Below are 17,342 nucleotides of genomic sequence, written 5' to 3'. Positions count from 1 at the left end.
GCGTTCGGTGTTCCGGAGCGGGATCGCTACCAGGTGGTGCACACGCACCCGGTCCACGAGATCGTCACGCTGACACCGGTCTCGGCAGCGATCGTTCGGCTCGCCAGGTGGTCTTGCCAAGCGCATCCTCAATCGCGACTCCACGCCCTAGACAGCCGAGCGGCGAGTCTGGTTTGCTCAGCTCGGTACCGCATTTCCGCGGGCAGGAGTTCGGTGATGGCCCGTCTCGACGTGCCGGATGGTCCCGGCGGCGAAGCCGCCATGATCAACGACTTCGACGCATACGCCAGCTACCCGGAATGCACACGGCGCCAACGTCTTTGCATCGAGTACGCCGAACGCGCTGCCGCCGCCCTCTGATCACGCATCGGGAAGGAATCAATGGACATCGCCACCGTCGACGAACTGCTGAGCACCACGCGGTCGGTGCGCAAGCGCCTCGACCTGACCCGCCCGGTGGGTCGCGAGGTGATCCTGGAGTGCATCCAGCTGGCGATGCAGGCGCCCACCGCGAGCAACACGCAGAACTGGCGCTGGCTGGTGATCACCGATGCCGACAAGCGCGCCGCGATCGCCGAGATCTACCGCAGCATCGGCGCGCAGTACCTGGCATACGCCGCCGACAATGCCAGCGACGCACAGACGCAGCGCGTGTACCAGAGCGCGATGAGCCTGACCGAGACGCTGGCGGACGTACCCGTGCACGTCATTCCCTGTCTCGACCAGCGCATCGACACCGCGGAACCGGGCATCGCCGCTGCGGCTTGGGCATCGATCATCCCGGCGGGCTGGAGCTTTCTGCTGGCGCTCCGCTCGCGTGGACTGGGATCGGTGTGGACGACGATGCATCTGTTCAAGGAGCAGGAGGTGGCCGAGCTGCTCGGCATTCCGCCCACCGTCACCCAGGCGGCGCTGTTCCCCGTCGCGTACACGATCGGGACGGACTTCCGGCCGGCCAAGCGGCCACCCGCGGAGAGCGTCACTTATTGGGACGCCTGGGAACGGCCTGTTGGAGATAGCTGATGCAGTCCTACACCGTGCGATTCCACATCGAAGCTCCGCCGCGGAAAGTCTGGCGGGTACTGCATCCGCCGGCGCCGCCGAACGCCCCGCGGCCGCGGGTGCTCAAGTGGCCCACCGGCAGCATGGAAATCCTCAACGAGGGCAACGAAGCCGGTGAGGGTCTGGTTCGCACCTGCACCTTCGAAGTGCCCAAATACCTGCTGACCGGCGGCAGGGCGCGATCCTGGGAAACCGTCACCGAGGCCGAACTCAACAAGCTGTCGCGCTACGTGGCCGTCGGTGCCCCGCTGTGGTCGCGAGCCGAGGGGTATCACCAGCTCGAAGAGCAGCCGGACGGCACGACCGTCCTGACATTTCACGAGACGTATCACGCCTACAACCCGGTGCTGCGCTTCTTTCTCGAACGCCCGGTACACGCGAAGATTTCACGCGACAACCTCGAGACCTACGAGCACGCGCTCGGTTACGCGGGCCGCGTGCGGCGGCTCGTCTAGGCGTTCTTTGCTGCTCGGCTGATTTCACATCGATATGAATTAGCTTCTTGACCCCGGTACCCTCGATGTCTATGGGTGGAGTACCTACTGCGGCAAGGTTGGCTGCTGCGAGTCTGATGGTCGCGGGCTGGGCCGCGTCGACGGTCGTCGCCAGCGCCGATCCGGACGAGACACGGGGCCCGGCGCCGGGTCCGGCACCGGGGGCATCGGCGTCGCCAGCGCCGGCGGCGTCACCGGCACCGGCACCGGCAGCGTCGCCATCCCCCGAAGCGTCGCCGGGGGCTTCGCCCGCGCCGGCGGGACCGAAGACGTCCATCGACAAGGACGGCATCTACGCGGTGGGGACTGACATCGTGCCGGGCATCTACAGCTCCGGCGGCCCCGCCGACAACGGCACCTGCTATTGGAAGCGGACCGGCAACCCCGACGGCGCCCTCATCGACAACGCCATGTCCAAGAAGCCACAGGTAGTGCAGATCGATCCGGGCGACAAAGCGTTCAAGACTTCGGGATGCCAGCCCTGGCAGCTGACGCCGGACGCCGTTCCGCCGTCGAGCGCACCGCCCGCGGGTGTGCAGGGCACCCTCGGCATCCTCAACAGCCTGCTGGGCGGACAGCAGGCGCACCCGGCCTCGCCAGCCCCACAGGCGCCGGCAGCCTCCCCGGCTCCGCAGGCGCCGGCAGCCTCCCCGGCTCCGCAGGCGCCGGCAGCATCTCCCGCCCCACAGGCGCCGGCCGCTCCGGCGACCTCGCCGGCCCCGCAAGCCGCGCATTCCTGATCGGTCGTAAGAGCGCCCGACGCTGAACCCGTCGCGACCCGCGGCCGGCCGCTTTTCGCTAGCGTGGCGCCGTGGCATCTACACAGCAGATTGTCGTGGTTGGTGCCGGCGTCAGCGGATTGACATCGGCCATCTGCCTGGCCGAGGCGGGCTGGCCGGTACGGGTATGGGCGGCCGCGACGCTGAAGCAGACGACCTCCGCGGTGGCCGGCGCGGTCTGGCTTCCCCCTCGACCGGCCGAGCGCGCGGCAGAGACGCTGGGTTGGACCGAGCACTCGCTGCGAGTGTTCACCGACCTTGCCGGCGATCCCGACTCCGGGGTGCAGCTGGCGCCCGCGCTGGCCGTCGGTGGGCTGACCGCAAGCGAGGCGATGTCGTCGTCGGCGGCGGCGCTGATCCCCGACCTGCGGCCGGCCGACCCGGCCGATGTCCCCGAGGGCTCCGGCACCGGGTTTCGCGCGACCGCGCCGATGATCGACATGCCGCACTACCTCGACTACCTGACCCGGCGGCTGGCGGCGGCCGGCTGCGAAATCGAGGAGCATCCCGTGCAGTCCCTCGACGAGGTCGCCGACACCGCCGCGATCGTCGTCAACTGTGCCGGCCTGGCCGCGGGATCGCTGGCCGGTGACGACACCGTGCGGCCGCTATTCGGCCAGCATGTAGTGCTCACCAATCCCGGTCTGCGGCAACTGTTTGTGGAAATCAACAGCGGCCCGGAATGGACCTGCTACTTCCCCCATCCGCAACGGGTGGTTTGCGGCGGCATCAGCATTCCCGGGCGCTGGGACACCGCGGCGGATCCCGACGTGACCGAGCGCATCCTGCAGCGCTGCCGCACCGTCGAGCCGCGCCTGCACGACGCCGAGGTGATCGAGGTGATCACCGGGCTGCGTCCCGACCGTCCGTCGGTGCGTGTGGAAGTCGAGCCGCTGGGGCAGGCGCGCTGCATCCACAATTACGGGCACGGCGGCAACGGCGTGACGTTGTCGTGGGGTTGCGCACGCGACGTGGTGAAGCTGGCGCATCTGGCCGGCGACGATCGCTGACGTCAGGCGCGGGTGCGCCGAATCACCAAGGACAGCAACCAACTAACGATCGACAGCACGATCGCGGCCCAGATGGCGGTCCACCAAAAATGGTCTATCTGCAGTCCCCAATGGGTGGTGTGCTCGGTGATCCGCGCGGTGATCCACAGCATCAGCGCATTGACGACGACATGGAACAGGCCGAGGGTCACGATGTATAGCGGGATCGACAAGATCTGCACGATCGGCTTGATGAACGCGTTGACCAAACCGAAGATCACAGCGACGACGAAAATGATGCCGACCCGTTCCAGCTTCGTGTCGCCGCCCACGAAGCTCAGGCCGTGCACGAAGAGGGTGACGATCCACAACGCCAGTCCGGTCAATGCGGCGCGCAACAGAAATGGGCCCATGCTCAGAAATCCTGCCACCCGACCGGCCGGGAAGTAAGCGGGAACTCGGCGCGCTCAGTTCAGGTTGTAGAAGCGCTGCGCGTTCAAGCCGCCGATCTTTTCCCGCGAGTCCTCCCGGAGGTCGGTTCGCGTGCGCAGGTGCTTGGTGCTCTCCGGCCATTCACCGTCCCAGTGCGGATAGTCGCTGGCGAACATGATGAAATCGTCGCCCAGCACGTCGATCACGCCGGGCAGGATCGGTTCCTCCGGCTCGCACGTCACCCAGATGTTGCCCGCGGCCAGATAGTCGTGCGGATCGCGACGCCACCCGTGCTCCACCCAGTCGCCGCGCTTCTCGTAATGCTCGTGCAGCCGATCGATGAAAAACGGGACCCAGCCCGCGCCCGCTTCGAGGAAGGCGACCCGCAACTCTGGGTGGCGCTCGAAGACACCGCCGGAGACCATCGCTGTCATCGCCGTCATCTGGTCGAACGGAAAACTGATGCAGTGCACCTGAATGTAATTCGTGAAGCGGTCCACTCCGATCTTGGGCAGGTGAATCCCCGGGGCGCCGTGCACGCCCAACGGCATGCCGAGCTCGACGGCGGCGGCGTAGAACGGGTCGAGGTCGGGGTGGTCGAGGTTGCGGCTCTTGAGTGCCGGCGGCACCAAAGTCGCAACCAGCCCAAGCTCTTTGGCCTCGGTCATGACGTCGAGGGCCGCCCGACCGTGCTCAATCGGAGTCACCGCGACGCCGCGCAACCGGCCACCCGACGAGGAGCAGTAGTCCGCGATCCACTGGTTGTACAGGCGGGAGAATCCTGCGGCGAACTCCGGGTCCTCGAGGCTGGGCGCGCACAGCCCCATGCTCGGGTACAGCACCATCGTGTCGATGTGATCGCGATCCGCGTCCCCCAGCACGCCCTCGGGCGACCGGCAATTGATGTCGGGCGCCTTACTGATCCCATGTTCGGGTGGGCAGCCCGCACCGGGGCCCTTGTCCTCGGGGTAGTTGCGGCCCTCGAGCGTCAACCCCGGCCGCCCGTCCGCGCTGGGCTTGACGTGCTGCGGCCACCGCTTGATCGCTTCGATTGCCAGCGAAGAATTCTCGGCCACGTGCCCATCGGCGTCGATGATTCGCATGTACCGGGAACTTACTCTCGGAGCGCGCGCGGTGAAACAAGTCGCGCCAGCGCGCCGGGTAGGCCACGATGCTGACGTGACCACACAACGGTTGACCGCCGATCAGCGAAATTCCTTCATTGCGGCGCTACTGGGCTGGACGATGGACGCCTTCGATTACTTCATCGTGGTGCTCGTGTACGCCGACATCGCCAAGACGTTCCACCACAGCAAGGCCGAGGTCGCGTTCGTCACCACCGCCACCCTGATCATGCGGCCCGTCGGCGCGCTGCTCTTCGGGCTCTGGGCCGACCGTGTCGGCAGGCGACTGCCGCTGATGGTCGACGTCATGTTCTATTCCGTGGTGGGCTTCCTGTGCGCGTTCGCGCCCAACTTCACCGTGCTGGTCATCCTGCGACTGCTGTACGGCATCGGCATGGGCGGTGAGTGGGGCCTGGGTGCCGCGCTCGCCATGGAGAAGGTTCCGGTGGAGCGACGCGGATTCTTCTCGGGGCTGCTGCAGGAGGGTTATGCATTCGGCTACCTGCTGGCCAGCGTCGCCTCGCTGGTGGTGATCGATTGGCTGGACCTGTCGTGGCGGTGGTTGTTCGGTCTGAGCATCGTTCCCGGCCTGATCAGCCTGGTCATCCGCTACCGGGTGCAGGAGTCCGAGGTTTGGGAAGCAGCGCAGGACCAGATGAAGCTCACCAGCACCCGAATCCGCGACGTGCTGCGCAACGGGGCGATCATCCGACGGTTCATCTACCTGGTGTTGCTGATGACGGCATTCAACTGGATGAGCCACGGCACGCAGGACGTCTACCCCACCTTCCTGGGGGCGCACGGCAACCAGGGCGCCAGTCTGTCCAGCACGACGGTCAAGTGGATCGTGGTGGTCTACAACGTCGGTGCCATCATCGGGGGACTCGTCTTCGGCACCCTGTCGCAGCGGTTCGGCCGCCGCTACACCGTGGTCTTCTGTGCGATTCTGGCGCTGCCAATCGTCCCGTTGTTCGCGTACTCGCGCAGCGCGGCGATGCTTTGCCTGGGTTCGTTTTTGATGCAGCTCTTCGTGCAGGGCGCGTGGGGTGTGATTCCCGCCCACCTCACCGAGATGTCCCCGGATGCCATCCGCGGCCTCTATCCCGGCGTGACCTACCAACTCGGAAACCTGTTGGCCGCGTTCAACTTGCCCATCCAGGAACGCCTCGCCGAATCACACGGCTACCCGTTCGCGTTGGCAGCGACGATCGTGCCGGTGCTGATCGCGGTCGCGGTGCTGACGCTGATCGGGAAGGACGCCACCGGAATCCGGTTCGGCACAACCGAAAGTGTCTTTCTTGCAAGCGAAGTGACGTGACGCTATTCGGTGTTGTCCAGTAGACGCCGCAGCAGGTGCATGGCTACCGTGGTCGAACGCTCCCGGATATCCGAGCGGTTGCCGGGAAGCCGCAGTGTGCGGGTATCGGTTCGGCCGTCGGCCACCTTCACGCTGAAACAGACTGTGCCCACCGGCTTTTCTTCAGTACCACCACCCGGGCCGGCGATTCCGGTGATCGCGACCGCGGTGTCGGCCTCGAAGCGCTGCAGCGCACCCGCGGCCATCGCCTCGGCCACCGGCTCGGACACCGCGCCGTGGGCGTCGATGAGCGCCGGGTCGACGCCGAGCAACTGCGCCTTCGCCTCGTTCGAATAGGACACGACACCGCCGGCCACATAATCGGACGACCCGGGACGGTCGGTCAGCCGCGCTGCCAGCAGTCCCGCGGTGCATGACTCCGCCGTCGCAATCCGGTGGCCGGCCAGAAGCTGCGCGACCAGATCGTCGACGCGCGATCCATCCTCGGAGTAGAGCTGATGGCCGTGCCTCTCTCGCAGCAGCTTGGTCAGCTCGGCGTATGCGTCGGCGGCCTCCGGCTCGTAACGGGTGACCATTTCGATCTCGCCCCGCCGCAGGCAGGTGGTGATTTCGAGTTTTTCGAAGCCCGATACGGCGTCCTCGGCGTCGCGCAGCGTTTCGGCCAGCCCCGACTCGGGCAGCCCGAACATGCGCAGCATCTCCTGCCGATAGATGGTCCGGCCGGCGATCGCACGCTGTGCAGCCGGCGTCTCGATAGCCGTGTGCCACATGGGCTGAAGCTCGCGCGGCGGACCCGGTAGCACGATCACCGTCGGCGTGCCGGGTACGACGACGCCGGGCGCGGTCCCGACCGGGTCGAGCACCTGCGCCCCGGTAGGCACCATGGCCTGCTTGCGATTGGCGGCTCGTAGCGACTCGAAAGTGCCGGGATCCAACGCGGATTGGAACGCGGGATTGCGCCCCATCAGTTTCTTGAGGATGTTGGCGATCTTCTCCTCGACCTCGGCGTCCAACACCAACTCGCGTTCGCAGAACCGCGCTACCACCTCGACCGTCATATCGTCGGCCGTCGGTCCCAGGCCGCCGCTGGTGACAATCAGGTCCACTCCCTGATCGGCGAGGAACCGAAGCTGCGCTTCGATGTCGGCCGGTCGGTCGCCGCAGATCGTGATGTGTGCCAGCTCGACGCCCAGCTCCAGGAGGCGATCGGCGATCCAGGGGCCGTTCGCGTCTTGGACCCGTCCGGTCAGGACCTCAGTTCCGGTGACAACGATTCCTGCGCGTGCGCTCACCGCCACGAGCCTACGCATGGGGTCAGAGGACGTTCATTCAGAGGACAATGGCCCGATGATCGAGTTAGAGGTGATTCAGGCCGACGTGACGAAGCTCGAAGTCGACGCGATCACCAACGCGGCCAATACGCAACTGCGCCACGGTGGCGGTGTCGCCGCGGCGATCTCGCGCGCGGGCGGCCCCGACGTGCAGCGCGAATCGAACGGGAAGGCGCCGATCGGGCTCGGCGAAGCGGTCGAGACCACGGCCGGCGACATGCCGGCGCGTTACGTCATCCACGCCGCGACGATGGAGCTCGGCGGACCGACCTCGGCCGACATCATCGTGGCCGCCACGATCTCGACGCTGCGAAAAGCCGACGAGCTCGGCTGCCGCTCGCTCGGGCTGGTCGCCTTCGGCACCGGAGTCGGCGGGTTCCCGCTCGACGAGGCGGCGCGGCTGATGGTCGACGCCGTTCGGCAGCACCAACCGAGCTCGTGTTCGCCGTGCACGGCGACGCGGCCGACAAGGCGTTCCAGCTGGCGGTGCGGGGCTAACCCTCGGAAAGGTAACGCTCGACCGTGGCGACCTTCTGCGTCATCGCGTCGCTGGTCCCCGTGCGCCAATCCGCCTTGATCACCGTGCTGACCCTGGGTGCCCGGGCGGCCACGGCTTCGACCGCCCGCTGCACCACGGCCATGACTTCTTCCCAGGTTTCGCCCTCGATGACGGTGAACATCGAATCCGTCTTGTTGGGCAGCCCCGAATCGCGAACCACTCGAACCGCTTCGGCGACGATCTCGCCGACACCCTCGCCCACCCCCATCGGGGTAACGGAAAACGCCACGAGTACAGACACTCATCGAGCGTACCCAACCTCCGCGAGGCCGGTCTGGCACCATCGAGGCCCATGCGGGTGTTGGTGCAACGGGTCTCGTCGGCGACGGTCTCGGTCGAGGGCGCGGTGGTCGGTGCAATCCGCCCGGATGGCCAGGGCCTGTTGGCATTCGTCGGCGTCACCCACAGCGACGATGGCGACAAGGCGCGGCGGCTCGCTGAGAAGCTCTGGAACCTAAGGATTCTCGCCGACGAGCGCTCCGCGGCCGACGCCAACGCGCCCATCCTGGTCGTCAGTCAGTTCACCCTGTACGCCGACACCGTCAAGGGCCGTCGCCCGTCGTGGAATGCGGCCGCTCCAGGTGCGGTCGCCGAGCCCCTGGTGGCGGAATTCGCCGAGGCGTTGCGGCGGCTTGGGGCTGAGGTGCAGACCGGGGTGTTCGGCGCGAACATGCAGGTTGAGTTGGTGAACGAGGGTCCGGTGACGGTCTTCTTGGAGCTCTGAGGTCACCTCGGCAGGTACCGTAGGAAAGTCATGGCCGATGCCGACTGTGAGGGGCAACCATGAGCACGACACCCGAATTCGGGTCGCTCCGTTCCGACGACGACAACTGGGACATCGTCAGCGGCGTGGGTTATACCGCGCTGCTGGTGGCGGGATGGCGTGCGCTGCATGCCGTGAGCCCGCAGCCGTTGGTGCGGGATGAATACGCGAAAGTCTTCATCGCCGCGTCGCGGGACCCATATTTGGCAGGAGTGCTTGCCAACCCGGGTACCTCCGACGACGAGATGGCCTTCCCGCGCCTGTACGGCGTCCAGACCCGGTTCTTCGACGACTTCTTCGACGCTGCCGGCGCGGCGGGCATCCGGCAGTCGGTAATCGTCGCCGCCGGGCTGGATTCGCGGGCGTATAGGCTCGAATGGTCGCAAGGCACAAGGGTTTTCGAGGTCGATCTGCCCAAAGTCCTCGAATTCAAGGCCCAGGTTCTCGGAGACCAGGGCGCGACCCCGAAGGCCGTGCGGATCGAGGTCGCCGCGGATCTGCGCACCGACTGGTCGAGGCCGCTGGAAGCGGCCGGGTTTGATGTGGAGAGTCCGAGCGCGTGGTCGGTGGAGGGGCTACTGCCCTACCTGACCGACGAGGCGCAACACGCGCTCTTCACCCGGATCAGCGGGCTCAGCGCGCCGGGCAGCCGGATCGCCATCGGTGCGCTGGGATCGCGACTGGACCACGACCAGCTCAGCGCCCTGGAGACGGACCACCCAGGCGTCAATGTGTCCGGCAATGTGGATTTTTCGGCCCTGACCTATGAACCCCAGTCGGACCCCGCGGAGTGGCTCGCGGCCCACGGGTGGGCCGTCGAACCCGTCCGCAACACGCTCGATCTACAGGCCGGTTACGGCATGACCCCGCCGGACGTCGACGTGAAGATCGACAGTTTCATGCGGTCCCAATACATCACGGCGACCCGGTGAAGACCTAAGGCTTCAGCAGGATCTTCACGTCGTCGCCCGATCGTGACTCGGCGGTCGCGTAGCCTTTGGCCGCTTCGTCCAATGGCATTGTGGTGGTGAAGATGCCGTCGACGTCGAGGCGGCCCGACTGCAGCAGCGGGATCAATTCCGGCCAGGTGCGCTGCACCGGCGCGGTGGTCATCCGCAGCGTGATGCTGCGAATGAGGCAGCCCAGTGCGTTGAGGGGAAACGGATTCATGTCGTGCACACCCACAACGGACACGGTGCCGCCAGGCCGTACGGCGTTGAGCGCGTCGGTCAGGGAGGCGTCCGTGGCGACGGCGTCGATCACCGCGTCGGCACCCCGGCCACCGGTGGCGGCGAGGATCGCCTCGAGCGCGGGTGCTTTGAGGGGCGTCGTGCCCCACTGGGCGGCGCGCTCCAACCGGCCATCAACCTGATCAACCGCGAAAACCGTTGCCGCACCCTGAAACAGGGCGCTGCGTAGCGAGCACAAACCAACCGCGCCCAGGCCGATGACCGCAACCGTGCCGCCGAAGGGAATATCAGCCCGCTGTGCCGCGGCCCAGCCGGTCGCCAGGTTGTCGGTGAGCAACAGCGCCTGCTCGGTGCTGATGCCCTCGGGCATCTTCAGCAGCTGGAAATCCGCGGCGGGCACCGCGAGCAGATCGGCCTGCGCACCGCCGAGCACACCGCCCCCGAAGATCTGAAATCCGGAGTGACACATCACCGGATCGCGGGTGGCGCAACCCGCGCACGCGCCGCAGCCGGTGACCGAGGACACCATGACCTGATCGCCGACCTTGACGTTGCGCACCTGCGGCCCGGCTTCTACGACGGTGCCGATGGCTTCGTGGCCGAGCGCAATCGGGTCGGGCATCGGAAAGTCGGCCTCATAGAAGTGCAGATCGGATCCGCAGATGCCGGCGGCGGTCACCTCGACGATCGCGCCGTCGGGGCCGGGAAGAGCGGGATCTGGGTGGGTCTCGACCCGGATGCTTCGGGGCCCGTCGACGACTACGGTGCGCATATAGACGTGCTCACTTTCCCTGTCGCGCTGAATCTTTCGTTCGCACGACAAATTGTGACCAATCGGGCTCGCGGACCGCCGACCAGTATTCGTTGAGACGCCATGGGCTCACGGTGTGAATCTCCCCGTCGGCGTTCTTGAAATACGAGTGCTTGACTGCCGGATGAGACCACACCATCTTTTTGATTTGGGCCTGCGTCCGCCGATGCCAATCGGTGGCGGCTTCGGGTTTCGGTTCGACGGAATGCACGTCGGTTTCGGCCAGTCGCGCCAGGCACTGGTCGACGTAGCGCATCTGCAGTTCGGACTGGAAGATGAGGCTGCCGCCGTGGGCGAGGTGAGTTCCCGGCCCGTAGACGATGAAGAAGTTCGGGAACTCCGGGACGGTGATCCCGAGATACGCGTGTGGCCGACTCCCCCACATCTCATGTAGGTCGGTGCCGTTTCGCCCGGTGACCTTCAGCGGCCACAGCACGTCTGTGTGCCGAAACCCGGTGGCGTACACGATGACATCGACATCATGAGTCACGCCGTCGTCGGTGACGATGCCGTGCGGTGTGATCTTGTCGATGGACGTGCGCACCAATTCGACGTTGTCGCGCTGCAGTGTTCGTAGCCAACTGCCATTGTCCTGCAGGGTGCGTTTGCCGCAAGCGGGATAGTCGGGCATCACCTTGGCCAACAACGCGGAATCTTCGCTGACCTGGCTGGTGATCCATTGGGAGAACATCATGTGTGCGGCGGCATTGATGTCACTGACCGCGTGATCCTGGTCGGCGTAGTCCGGGTCGCCTTCGGCCGCGTCCAGGCCTTTGTCCGCGCCCGGCCAGAGCACCAGGAAGCGATACCACCTTCCGTAGAACGGAAGGTGACGCATCGCCCAGCGCACACCGTCTCCTACCTCGTCGTGATACATCGGGTTGGGGAACATCCACTGCGCCGTCCGCTGAAACACGGTGAGGTGCCCGACGTCCTCGGCGATCGCGGGGGCGATCTGGAAGCCGCTGGCGCCGGCGCCGACTAGCGCGACCCGCTTGCCTGCTAGGTCCACCGAGTGATCCCAGGCTGCCGAGTGAAACGACGGTCCTTCGAAGGTGTCCGCTCCCTGGAAGCCGGGAATGTTCGGACGGTTCAGTTGCCCCACCGCGGTGATGAGCGCACGGGCGCGCACGGTGGACGTCTGGCCGTCGGCCGAGCGCAGCGAGACGTTCCACGTGCCGTCGTCGTCGTTCCATTCGGCCGCGAGAACCTCGGTCCGCCAGCGCACATGCTCCGCCAGGTCGTGTTTGTCGATGACCTTGGTGAAATAGTCCTGCAGCTCGTATTGCTCGGCAAAGAAATGCGTCCAGTCGTTGTTGGGTTCGAAGCTGTAGCAATAGAAATGGTTTGCCACATCCACTCGGGCGCCGGGATACCTGTTCTCCCACCATGTTCCGCCCGGGCCCGCATTCTTCTCGACAATGGTGAATGGAATGTTGGCCTGCTTGAGGCGGACGCCGGCCAGGACGCCCGATTCGCCGCATCCGATGACCAGGACCGGAAGCTGGGTGGTGCGCTCGGCGGGCAACGCGGCGGGCCGCCGTGGGTCGACGCCGTCGAGGTCGAGCTCTTCGGAAACCAGCGACAAGTAGTCGTCGGGAACGTGTTCACACGCCGCCCAGTCCATCATTTCCCTGATGAGTTCGGGGTTCAGCGGCCGTGGTTCGGGGCAACCGCGGTCGCGGTACTCGGTGATCACCGACAGGGCCTCGGCACGGGCCCGCGCCTTGTCCTCCTCCGACATGAACCCCTGGACCTCGTTGAGGAAGACGCCCATCTGCTTGAAGTCGCGGATGAACCGCGGGTCGCCGGTGATGTGGACGAGCGAGAGCAACAGCGTGGGAACGCTGACATCCTCTAGCGCGGCAGCGATCTCGGGTGTGGATGTGGTGAAGGGATCGCCGGCGTAGCGGCTGCGCATCAAGCCGATCCTCTCGGTGGTGTGGAAGTCAATTACGCTACGCATCGTTTCGTAATTGGCAGCACTACGCTACCCGGTTGCTCGTCACGCGATCAAGACATTCGACGCGACGGATCGTCGGCTTCGTCGTCGCCGTCCTCACCAGCCAATAGCTTCTCCGGGTGGTGGAAGGTGTTGGTCCGGGGTTGGCCGCGGTCGAGGTGTGGTGGCGGGATCCATTCGGTGTCGCCGTTGACGCGTTTTCGGGTGGTCCAGCCTTTCTCGAGGAGTCGGTGGTCGGGGCCGCAGGCCAGGGTGAGTTGGTCAATGTCGGTGCGGTGGGTGTGGACCCAGTCTTTTACGTGGTGGACCTCGCAGTAGTAGCCGGCGACGTCACAGCCTGGCGCGGTGCAGCCGCGGTCCTTGGGCGTAGAGGACGAGTCGCTGGCCCGGTGAGGCCAGGCGCTTGGTGTGATAGAGCGCCAGCGCTTTGCCCTTGTCGAAGATCGCCAAGTAATGGTGTGCGTGGCGGGCCAGGCGGATCACGTCGGACATCGGTAGCAGGGTGCCGCCGCCGGTCAAGCCCTTGCCGGCGGCGGCTTCGAGCTCGGTGAGCGTGGTGGTGACGATGATGGATGCCGGTAAGCCGTTGTGCTGACCGAGGTTTCCCGAGGCCAAGATGGCGCGCAGGGCGGCGTTGAGACCGTCGTGGTTGCGCTGGGCGGCACTGCGGGTGTCGCGGTGCATCGCCTCTTCCGACGGGGCGCCGTCCACGACCGGCCTGTCGTGGTCGGGGTTGCACATGCCCGGGGCGGCCAGCTTGGCCAGCACGGCTTCCAGGGTGGCTCGGGCTTCCGGTGTCAGCCAGCCGCGCAGCGCTGACATGCCGTCGGCGCCTTGGGTGCCCAATGTCAGTCCGCGGTGCCGGGCGCGGTCCTGGTCGTGGAATTGCCCGCCGGGGTTGAGGTAGCAGGCCAGCCGCTCGGCGGCTTTGCGCAGGTTTTCCGGGCGGTGCTGGGTGGCCCAGCGGGCCAGGTCGGTTTCGGCGGCTTCGCGGGTGGGGGCGTCGACCCAGCACGGGAGGGCGTCGAAGAAACCGCGGATGACCGCCACGTGGGCCGCACCGATGCGTCCGGCGCCTTGGGCCGCGGCGGTGGCGGTATAGCGCGGAGGCAATGGCTCGCCGGTCAGTGCCTGGCGCGGGCCCAGGTCGCGGGCCTCGTGGATGCGCCGGCCCGCCTCGGCGCGGGTGATGAGCAGACGGTCGGCCAGCACGTGGGCCAGCTTGCCGCCGATCTCGGCCGAGGTGGCCTGCTGATCGATCCGATTGATCAACGCGTGGCCGGGAGTCTGCAGCCGGCGCATGTCGCACTCGAGTTGCTCGAGGTAGGTGAAGTGCTCCGGGGTGGTCAAGGCGGCGTAGGAGTGCCGTCCGATGCGTGAGACGGTCCGGCGCAGCGCGGCGTAATCCGCCGCGATTTCCTCCGGATCGTCTATCGAACGCATGTTCGAATACTATCCCCGTCTACCGACAGGAAACGCTCGGCTGAAACCACTGAAACAAAAGTGGCACAAGTGATTTCAGCCCCCAAGCCGCGGCGCGAGAGGTCGAGGTTATCGACGGGCCCGCCTCCTCTTGCGTCGCCGAGAACAATGAGTCCAAGCGGCGCCAACGCGCTGCGGCGCGGTGCCCAGGATGATCAGAGGTGGGTGAGTGTCATGGCCTCGTTGCTCACGGCCTGCGGCGGGTTCCTGTTCGCCGTCTTGTGGATGGACTTGATCTTCGACGTCCAAGTCTTTCGCTACCGAAACTCCACGGCCGAACTGCCCGAGGCCGTCCTTGCTTCCATCGCGGCGTACTACCACCGCGCAACGACCACGTCGCGGCCAATGAGCCGTTTGATCTCGCTCGTCATGCTCACCTTGTTGGGAACGCTTGTGCTGCAGGCCGCACGGGGACACGACCCCGGCTGGTTACTGGTGACCTCGGCCGCGCTTGCCGGCCTTCCGGCCATGTTGGCGTTGACGCACACGGTTCCCGATGCGGTACAACTCGGGCATCGCGAGGACAGTCCGCCCGAGCAGACGCGCCTGGCGCGATCGGTCTGCCGTGACCATCTGCTCTGTGCCGCCTGCATGCTCGCGTTTCTCATCCTGTGGGTGGCGAACAGCGCCGCGATCTGACTTGCACGACGGATCGTAGTAACAACGCGCAGGTCAGGACCCGCTGGCCACGTCAGTGCACTACGTACTAAACTAGAACACGTTCCAATTCGGCGAGCTCCCAGGAGTTGTAATGCACACCCCTATCTGCGACGAACTCGGTATCGAGTTCCCGATTTTCGCCTTCACCCACTGCCGCGATGTCGTCGTGGCGGTCAGCAAGGCCGGGGGGTTCGGCGTGCTCGGAGCGGTCGGCTTCACGCCCGAGCAGCTGGAGATCGAACTCAACTGGATTGACGAGAACATCGGCGACCACCCGTACGGCGTCGACATCGTGATCCCGAACAAGTACGAAGGCATGGACTCCCACCTGTCCGCGGAGGAGCTCGCCGACACGCTGCGCAAGATGGTGCCGCAGGAGCACCTCGACTTCGGAAAGAAAATCCTCGCCGATCACGGTGTGCCGGTCGAGGACAGCGACGGCGACAGCCTGCAGCTCCTCGGCTGGACCGAGGCAACGGCCACGCCTCAGGTCGAGGTGGCGCTCAAGCACCCGAAAGTGAAGATGATCGCCAACGCGCTCGGCACCCCGCCGGCCGAGATGATCAAGCACATCCACGACGCCGGGCTCAAGGTGGCCGCGCTGTGCGGCTCCCCCTCGCAGGCTCGCAAGCACGCCGACGCGGGCGTCGACATCATCATCGCCCAGGGTGGCGAGGCCGGCGGCCACTGCGGCGAGGTGGGCTCGATCGTGCTGTGGCCGCAGGTCGTCAAGGAGGTCGCCCCGGTGCCGGTGCTGGCCGCGGGCGGCATCGGCAGCGGTGAGCAGATCGCGGCCGCACTGGCGCTCGGCGCGCAAGGCGCGTGGACCGGATCGCAGTGGTTGATGGTCGAAGAGTCCTCGAACACCCCGGTGCAGCAGGAGGCCTACGTCAAGGCCGGCAGCCGCGACACCGTCCGAAGCCGCTCGTTCACCGGCAAGCCGGCCCGCATGCTGCGCAACGACTGGACCGAGGCATGGGAGGCGCCGGACAACCCGAAGCCGCTCGGAATGCCGTTGCAGTACATGGTGTCCGGCATGGCCGTACGCGCCACCAACAGGTACCCCAACGAATCCGTCGACGTGGCATTCAACCCTGTCGGGCAGGTGGTCGGGCAGTTCACCAAGGTGGAGAAGACCTCAACGGTCATCGAGCGCTGGGTGCAGGAGTACCTGGAAGCCACCAACCGGCTCGACGAGCTCAACGAGGCTGCCTCCGTTTAAGGCGGAGGCGTCGCGCCTAGACGTCGTCGACTTCGTCGACTTCGTCGCGCCCGGTGAATACTTCCTTCGTCCGGTCCACCGCGTACGTGCCGATGTCGATCGAATTCTGAACGATGCCGCTGGCACCGCCGGCGAGGTCACCACGGATGATGTCGCTGGCGTGTTCGACGATGTCGGAGGCTTTCTCGACGGCGTTGGTCGCGATGTCCCTCGCCGCGTCGACTGCATCCTTGGGATTGAAGGCCATCTAGAGTCTCCTTTTGTTGCAGGACGGTTGCTCCGACTCTAGACGGGACCAGGCATCATTTCTCGCCGGCGTTGCACCCTAGTAGTGCACCAACGAGCGCCAGTAGTCTTCGGGAATCTCGGCCCCGGAGCGCATTATTCGGGCCAGCCCGATGGCCATCGCAATGCCCAACAGTCCCAGCCAAAACCCGGCGAGTGCGATGACACCCCACAGCAGGGCCGTGACTGTGGGCCAGGGCGAGAGCACGGCGAGCACCGGCGCAAAGAAAAAGCCTGTGCCGATATACCACGCCGATCCGGCGCGGTCCGAGGCCAGCACGAAACGCAGCCAGCGGGGCACCGGTAGTTCGCCGGGCTCACTACGGTTCATGGCTGCACCGATCATCCGGCGGGCGGGAAAAATCCTGCCCCGGTGAACCATCCGGGCTGCCATCCCTGAGCTCCCAGGCACAACATCGGAAGTCCGTCCGGAGTCTGCGCCGCCGCCTGCGAGCCCGGGCATTTCGCGCCGGTCTGCTGGACGCCGTAGAGCGGGTAAGACGCCACCCAATACCCGATGGTGGCGGCGGGGAACTGATTGGGCGGCGGGAAGTGACAAGCCTCGGCCTGCCCGCTGGGCCCTCGTCCGAAGATGAAGCGCTCGTAGTTGTCGCACGGCGCACCCAGCGAAGCCTGATAGTTCATCCCCGGCACGTCGCCGTCGTAGCCGGCGGCCGCGCACGGTGCCAAGCCGATCGTGATGCCCGCTATCGAAGCGGCGCTGAGCAGTTGCCGAATCATGTTCTACCCCGCCTGTCGTCGCCAGTGACCTGCACCAAAGCATATCTGTCGTCCCGTCAGCCACAAGAGTGTCGCGCGATCACCGGCGTGGACCCGCTGCGCGGTGCGAACCCCCGGTGAGGAACACGTTCCAATTC

At 66.2% G+C, this 17,342-nt stretch carries 17 protein-coding genes and 4 pseudogenes; 11 read left to right on the top strand and 10 right to left on the bottom strand.

Annotated elements, in window-relative coordinates; translation table 11 throughout:
• Positions 1-216: 216 nt before the first annotated feature.
• The 5 genes and pseudogenes from A5782_RS26110 to A5782_RS11260 all read left to right on the top strand — a co-directional run bounded on the left by A5782_RS26110 (position 217) and on the right by A5782_RS11260 (position 3,345).
• Positions 217-360: a hypothetical protein gene (locus tag A5782_RS26110; protein ID WP_156623884.1), complete on the top strand. Its 144-nt coding sequence runs from the start codon at positions 217-219 to the stop codon at positions 358-360.
• A gap of 21 nt (positions 361-381) precedes the next feature.
• On the top strand, positions 382-1,023 hold the full coding sequence (locus A5782_RS11275) for a nitroreductase family protein (RefSeq protein WP_067099435.1): 642 nt from the start codon (positions 382-384) through the stop codon (positions 1,021-1,023).
• On the top strand, positions 1,023-1,517 hold the full coding sequence (locus A5782_RS11270; protein ID WP_067099433.1) for an SRPBCC family protein: 495 nt from the start codon (positions 1,023-1,025) through the stop codon (positions 1,515-1,517). Before A5782_RS11275 ends, A5782_RS11270 begins: the two co-directional genes overlap by 1 nt.
• A gap of 98 nt (positions 1,518-1,615) precedes the next feature.
• Positions 1,616-2,155 (top strand): annotated as a pseudogene (locus tag A5782_RS26470) (hypothetical protein); the annotation flags it as partial.
• 212 nt (positions 2,156-2,367) lie between these two features.
• Positions 2,368-3,345: an FAD-dependent oxidoreductase gene (locus tag A5782_RS11260; protein ID WP_067099430.1), complete on the top strand. Its 978-nt coding sequence runs from the start codon at positions 2,368-2,370 to the stop codon at positions 3,343-3,345.
• A gap of 2 nt (positions 3,346-3,347) precedes the next feature.
• On the opposite strand, the gene A5782_RS11255 is transcribed toward A5782_RS11260, so the two are convergent.
• Together A5782_RS11255 and A5782_RS11250 are read right to left on the bottom strand one after the other, a co-directional pair.
• A complete protein-coding gene (locus A5782_RS11255; RefSeq protein ID WP_067099428.1) occupies positions 3,348-3,737 on the bottom strand; it encodes a phage holin family protein in 390 nt (129 codons plus the stop codon).
• Between the two features lie 54 nt (positions 3,738-3,791).
• Positions 3,792-4,859, bottom strand: coding sequence for an amidohydrolase family protein (locus A5782_RS11250; protein WP_067099424.1), 1,068 nt, complete (start codon positions 4,857-4,859; stop codon positions 3,792-3,794).
• 76 nt (positions 4,860-4,935) lie between these two features.
• On the opposite strand from A5782_RS11250, the gene A5782_RS11245 reads away from it, so the two are divergent.
• Entirely contained in the window at positions 4,936-6,198 is a 1,263-nt protein-coding gene (locus A5782_RS11245; protein WP_197694193.1) for a sialate:H+ symport family MFS transporter, read from the top strand.
• A 2-nt stretch (positions 6,199-6,200) separates the two neighbouring features.
• Here A5782_RS11245 and A5782_RS11240 read toward each other — a convergent pair whose 3' ends face one another.
• Positions 6,201-7,496, bottom strand: coding sequence for a competence/damage-inducible protein A (locus tag A5782_RS11240; RefSeq protein WP_067099423.1), 1,296 nt, complete (start codon positions 7,494-7,496; stop codon positions 6,201-6,203).
• Between the two features lie 49 nt (positions 7,497-7,545).
• On the opposite strand from A5782_RS11240, the pseudogene A5782_RS25420 reads away from it, so the two are divergent.
• Positions 7,546-8,027 (top strand): annotated as a pseudogene (locus tag A5782_RS25420) (macro domain-containing protein).
• Here the strand turns inward: A5782_RS25420 and A5782_RS11230 are convergent.
• Positions 8,024-8,329 (bottom strand): MTH1187 family thiamine-binding protein, encoded by a 306-nt coding sequence (locus A5782_RS11230; RefSeq protein ID WP_067099417.1) that lies wholly within the window; start codon positions 8,327-8,329, stop codon positions 8,024-8,026. The pseudogene A5782_RS25420 and the gene A5782_RS11230 overlap by 4 nt on opposite strands.
• Before the next feature lie 51 nt (positions 8,330-8,380).
• On the opposite strand from A5782_RS11230, the gene dtd reads away from it, so the two are divergent.
• Together dtd and A5782_RS11220 are read left to right on the top strand one after the other, a co-directional pair.
• Positions 8,381-8,812: a D-aminoacyl-tRNA deacylase gene (gene dtd / locus A5782_RS11225; protein ID WP_067099414.1), complete on the top strand. Its 432-nt coding sequence runs from the start codon at positions 8,381-8,383 to the stop codon at positions 8,810-8,812.
• A 59-nt stretch (positions 8,813-8,871) separates the two neighbouring features.
• The gene (locus A5782_RS11220; protein ID WP_067099411.1) at positions 8,872-9,783 is read left to right on the top strand and encodes a class I SAM-dependent methyltransferase; all 912 of its coding nucleotides are present in this window, start codon (positions 8,872-8,874) and stop codon (positions 9,781-9,783) included.
• Here A5782_RS11220 and A5782_RS11215 read toward each other — a convergent pair.
• The 3 genes and pseudogenes from A5782_RS11215 to A5782_RS11205 all read right to left on the bottom strand — a co-directional run bounded on the left by A5782_RS11215 (position 9,694) and on the right by A5782_RS11205 (position 14,258).
• A pseudogene (locus tag A5782_RS11215) lies at positions 9,694-10,813 on the bottom strand (alcohol dehydrogenase catalytic domain-containing protein). The gene A5782_RS11220 and the pseudogene A5782_RS11215 sit on opposite strands and share 90 nt — an antisense overlap.
• A 10-nt stretch (positions 10,814-10,823) precedes the next feature.
• Positions 10,824-12,773 (bottom strand): NAD(P)/FAD-dependent oxidoreductase, encoded by a 1,950-nt coding sequence (locus A5782_RS11210; protein WP_067099404.1) that lies wholly within the window; start codon positions 12,771-12,773, stop codon positions 10,824-10,826.
• A 92-nt stretch (positions 12,774-12,865) separates the two neighbouring features.
• A pseudogene (locus A5782_RS11205) lies at positions 12,866-14,258 on the bottom strand (HNH endonuclease signature motif containing protein).
• A 213-nt stretch (positions 14,259-14,471) separates the two neighbouring features.
• Here A5782_RS11205 and A5782_RS11200 point away from each other — a divergent pair.
• Positions 14,472-14,936 (top strand): hypothetical protein, encoded by a 465-nt coding sequence (locus A5782_RS11200; protein ID WP_067099694.1) that lies wholly within the window; start codon positions 14,472-14,474, stop codon positions 14,934-14,936.
• Between the two features lie 112 nt (positions 14,937-15,048).
• Positions 15,049-16,179, top strand: coding sequence for a nitronate monooxygenase (locus A5782_RS11195; protein WP_067099401.1), 1,131 nt, complete (start codon positions 15,049-15,051; stop codon positions 16,177-16,179).
• Between the two features lie 16 nt (positions 16,180-16,195).
• Here A5782_RS11195 and A5782_RS11190 read toward each other — a convergent pair whose 3' ends face one another.
• The 3 genes from A5782_RS11190 to A5782_RS11180 all read right to left on the bottom strand — a co-directional run bounded on the left by A5782_RS11190 (position 16,196) and on the right by A5782_RS11180 (position 17,205).
• The gene (locus A5782_RS11190; protein ID WP_067099398.1) at positions 16,196-16,426 is read right to left on the bottom strand and encodes a hypothetical protein; all 231 of its coding nucleotides are present in this window, start codon (positions 16,424-16,426) and stop codon (positions 16,196-16,198) included.
• 78 nt (positions 16,427-16,504) lie between these two features.
• Positions 16,505-16,795 (bottom strand): hypothetical protein, encoded by a 291-nt coding sequence (locus A5782_RS11185; protein ID WP_067099395.1) that lies wholly within the window; start codon positions 16,793-16,795, stop codon positions 16,505-16,507.
• An 11-nt stretch (positions 16,796-16,806) separates the two neighbouring features.
• Entirely contained in the window at positions 16,807-17,205 is a 399-nt protein-coding gene (locus tag A5782_RS11180) for a hypothetical protein (RefSeq protein ID WP_067099393.1), read from the bottom strand.
• Positions 17,206-17,342 lie beyond the last annotated feature (137 nt).

The sequence above is a fragment of the Mycobacterium sp. 852002-40037_SCH5390672 genome (genome assembly GCF_001665875.1).
Taxonomy (GTDB): domain Bacteria; phylum Actinomycetota; class Actinomycetes; order Mycobacteriales; family Mycobacteriaceae; genus Mycobacterium.
The sequence above is the reverse complement of the archived record's forward strand: the minus strand, read 5'-3'. Positions and strand labels throughout refer to the sequence as shown.

Bases quoted from the DNA above. Each gene is read 5' to 3' on its own strand.
- A5782_RS11270 (WP_067099433.1), top strand. From the start codon at position 1,023: ATGCAGTCCTACACCGTGCGATTCCACATCGAAGCTCCGCCGCGGAAA.
- A5782_RS11180 (WP_067099393.1), bottom strand. From the start codon at position 17,205: ATGATTCGGCAACTGCTCAGCGCCGCTTCGATAGCGGGCATCACGATC.
- dtd (WP_067099414.1), top strand. From the start codon at position 8,381: ATGCGGGTGTTGGTGCAACGGGTCTCGTCGGCGACGGTCTCGGTCGAG.
- A5782_RS11210 (WP_067099404.1), bottom strand. From the start codon at position 12,773: ATGCGCAGCCGCTACGCCGGCGATCCCTTCACCACATCCACACCCGAG.
- A5782_RS11220 (WP_067099411.1), top strand. From the start codon at position 8,872: ATGAGCACGACACCCGAATTCGGGTCGCTCCGTTCCGACGACGACAAC.
- A5782_RS11190 (WP_067099398.1), bottom strand. From the start codon at position 16,426: ATGGCCTTCAATCCCAAGGATGCAGTCGACGCGGCGAGGGACATCGCG.
- A5782_RS11250 (WP_067099424.1), bottom strand. From the start codon at position 4,859: ATGCGAATCATCGACGCCGATGGGCACGTGGCCGAGAATTCTTCGCTG.
- A5782_RS26110 (WP_156623884.1), top strand. From the start codon at position 217: ATGGCCCGTCTCGACGTGCCGGATGGTCCCGGCGGCGAAGCCGCCATG.
- A5782_RS11200 (WP_067099694.1), top strand. From the start codon at position 14,472: ATGGCCTCGTTGCTCACGGCCTGCGGCGGGTTCCTGTTCGCCGTCTTG.
- A5782_RS11195 (WP_067099401.1), top strand. From the start codon at position 15,049: ATGCACACCCCTATCTGCGACGAACTCGGTATCGAGTTCCCGATTTTC.
- A5782_RS11185 (WP_067099395.1), bottom strand. From the start codon at position 16,795: ATGAACCGTAGTGAGCCCGGCGAACTACCGGTGCCCCGCTGGCTGCGT.
- A5782_RS11255 (WP_067099428.1), bottom strand. From the start codon at position 3,737: ATGGGCCCATTTCTGTTGCGCGCCGCATTGACCGGACTGGCGTTGTGG.
- A5782_RS11275 (WP_067099435.1), top strand. From the start codon at position 382: ATGGACATCGCCACCGTCGACGAACTGCTGAGCACCACGCGGTCGGTG.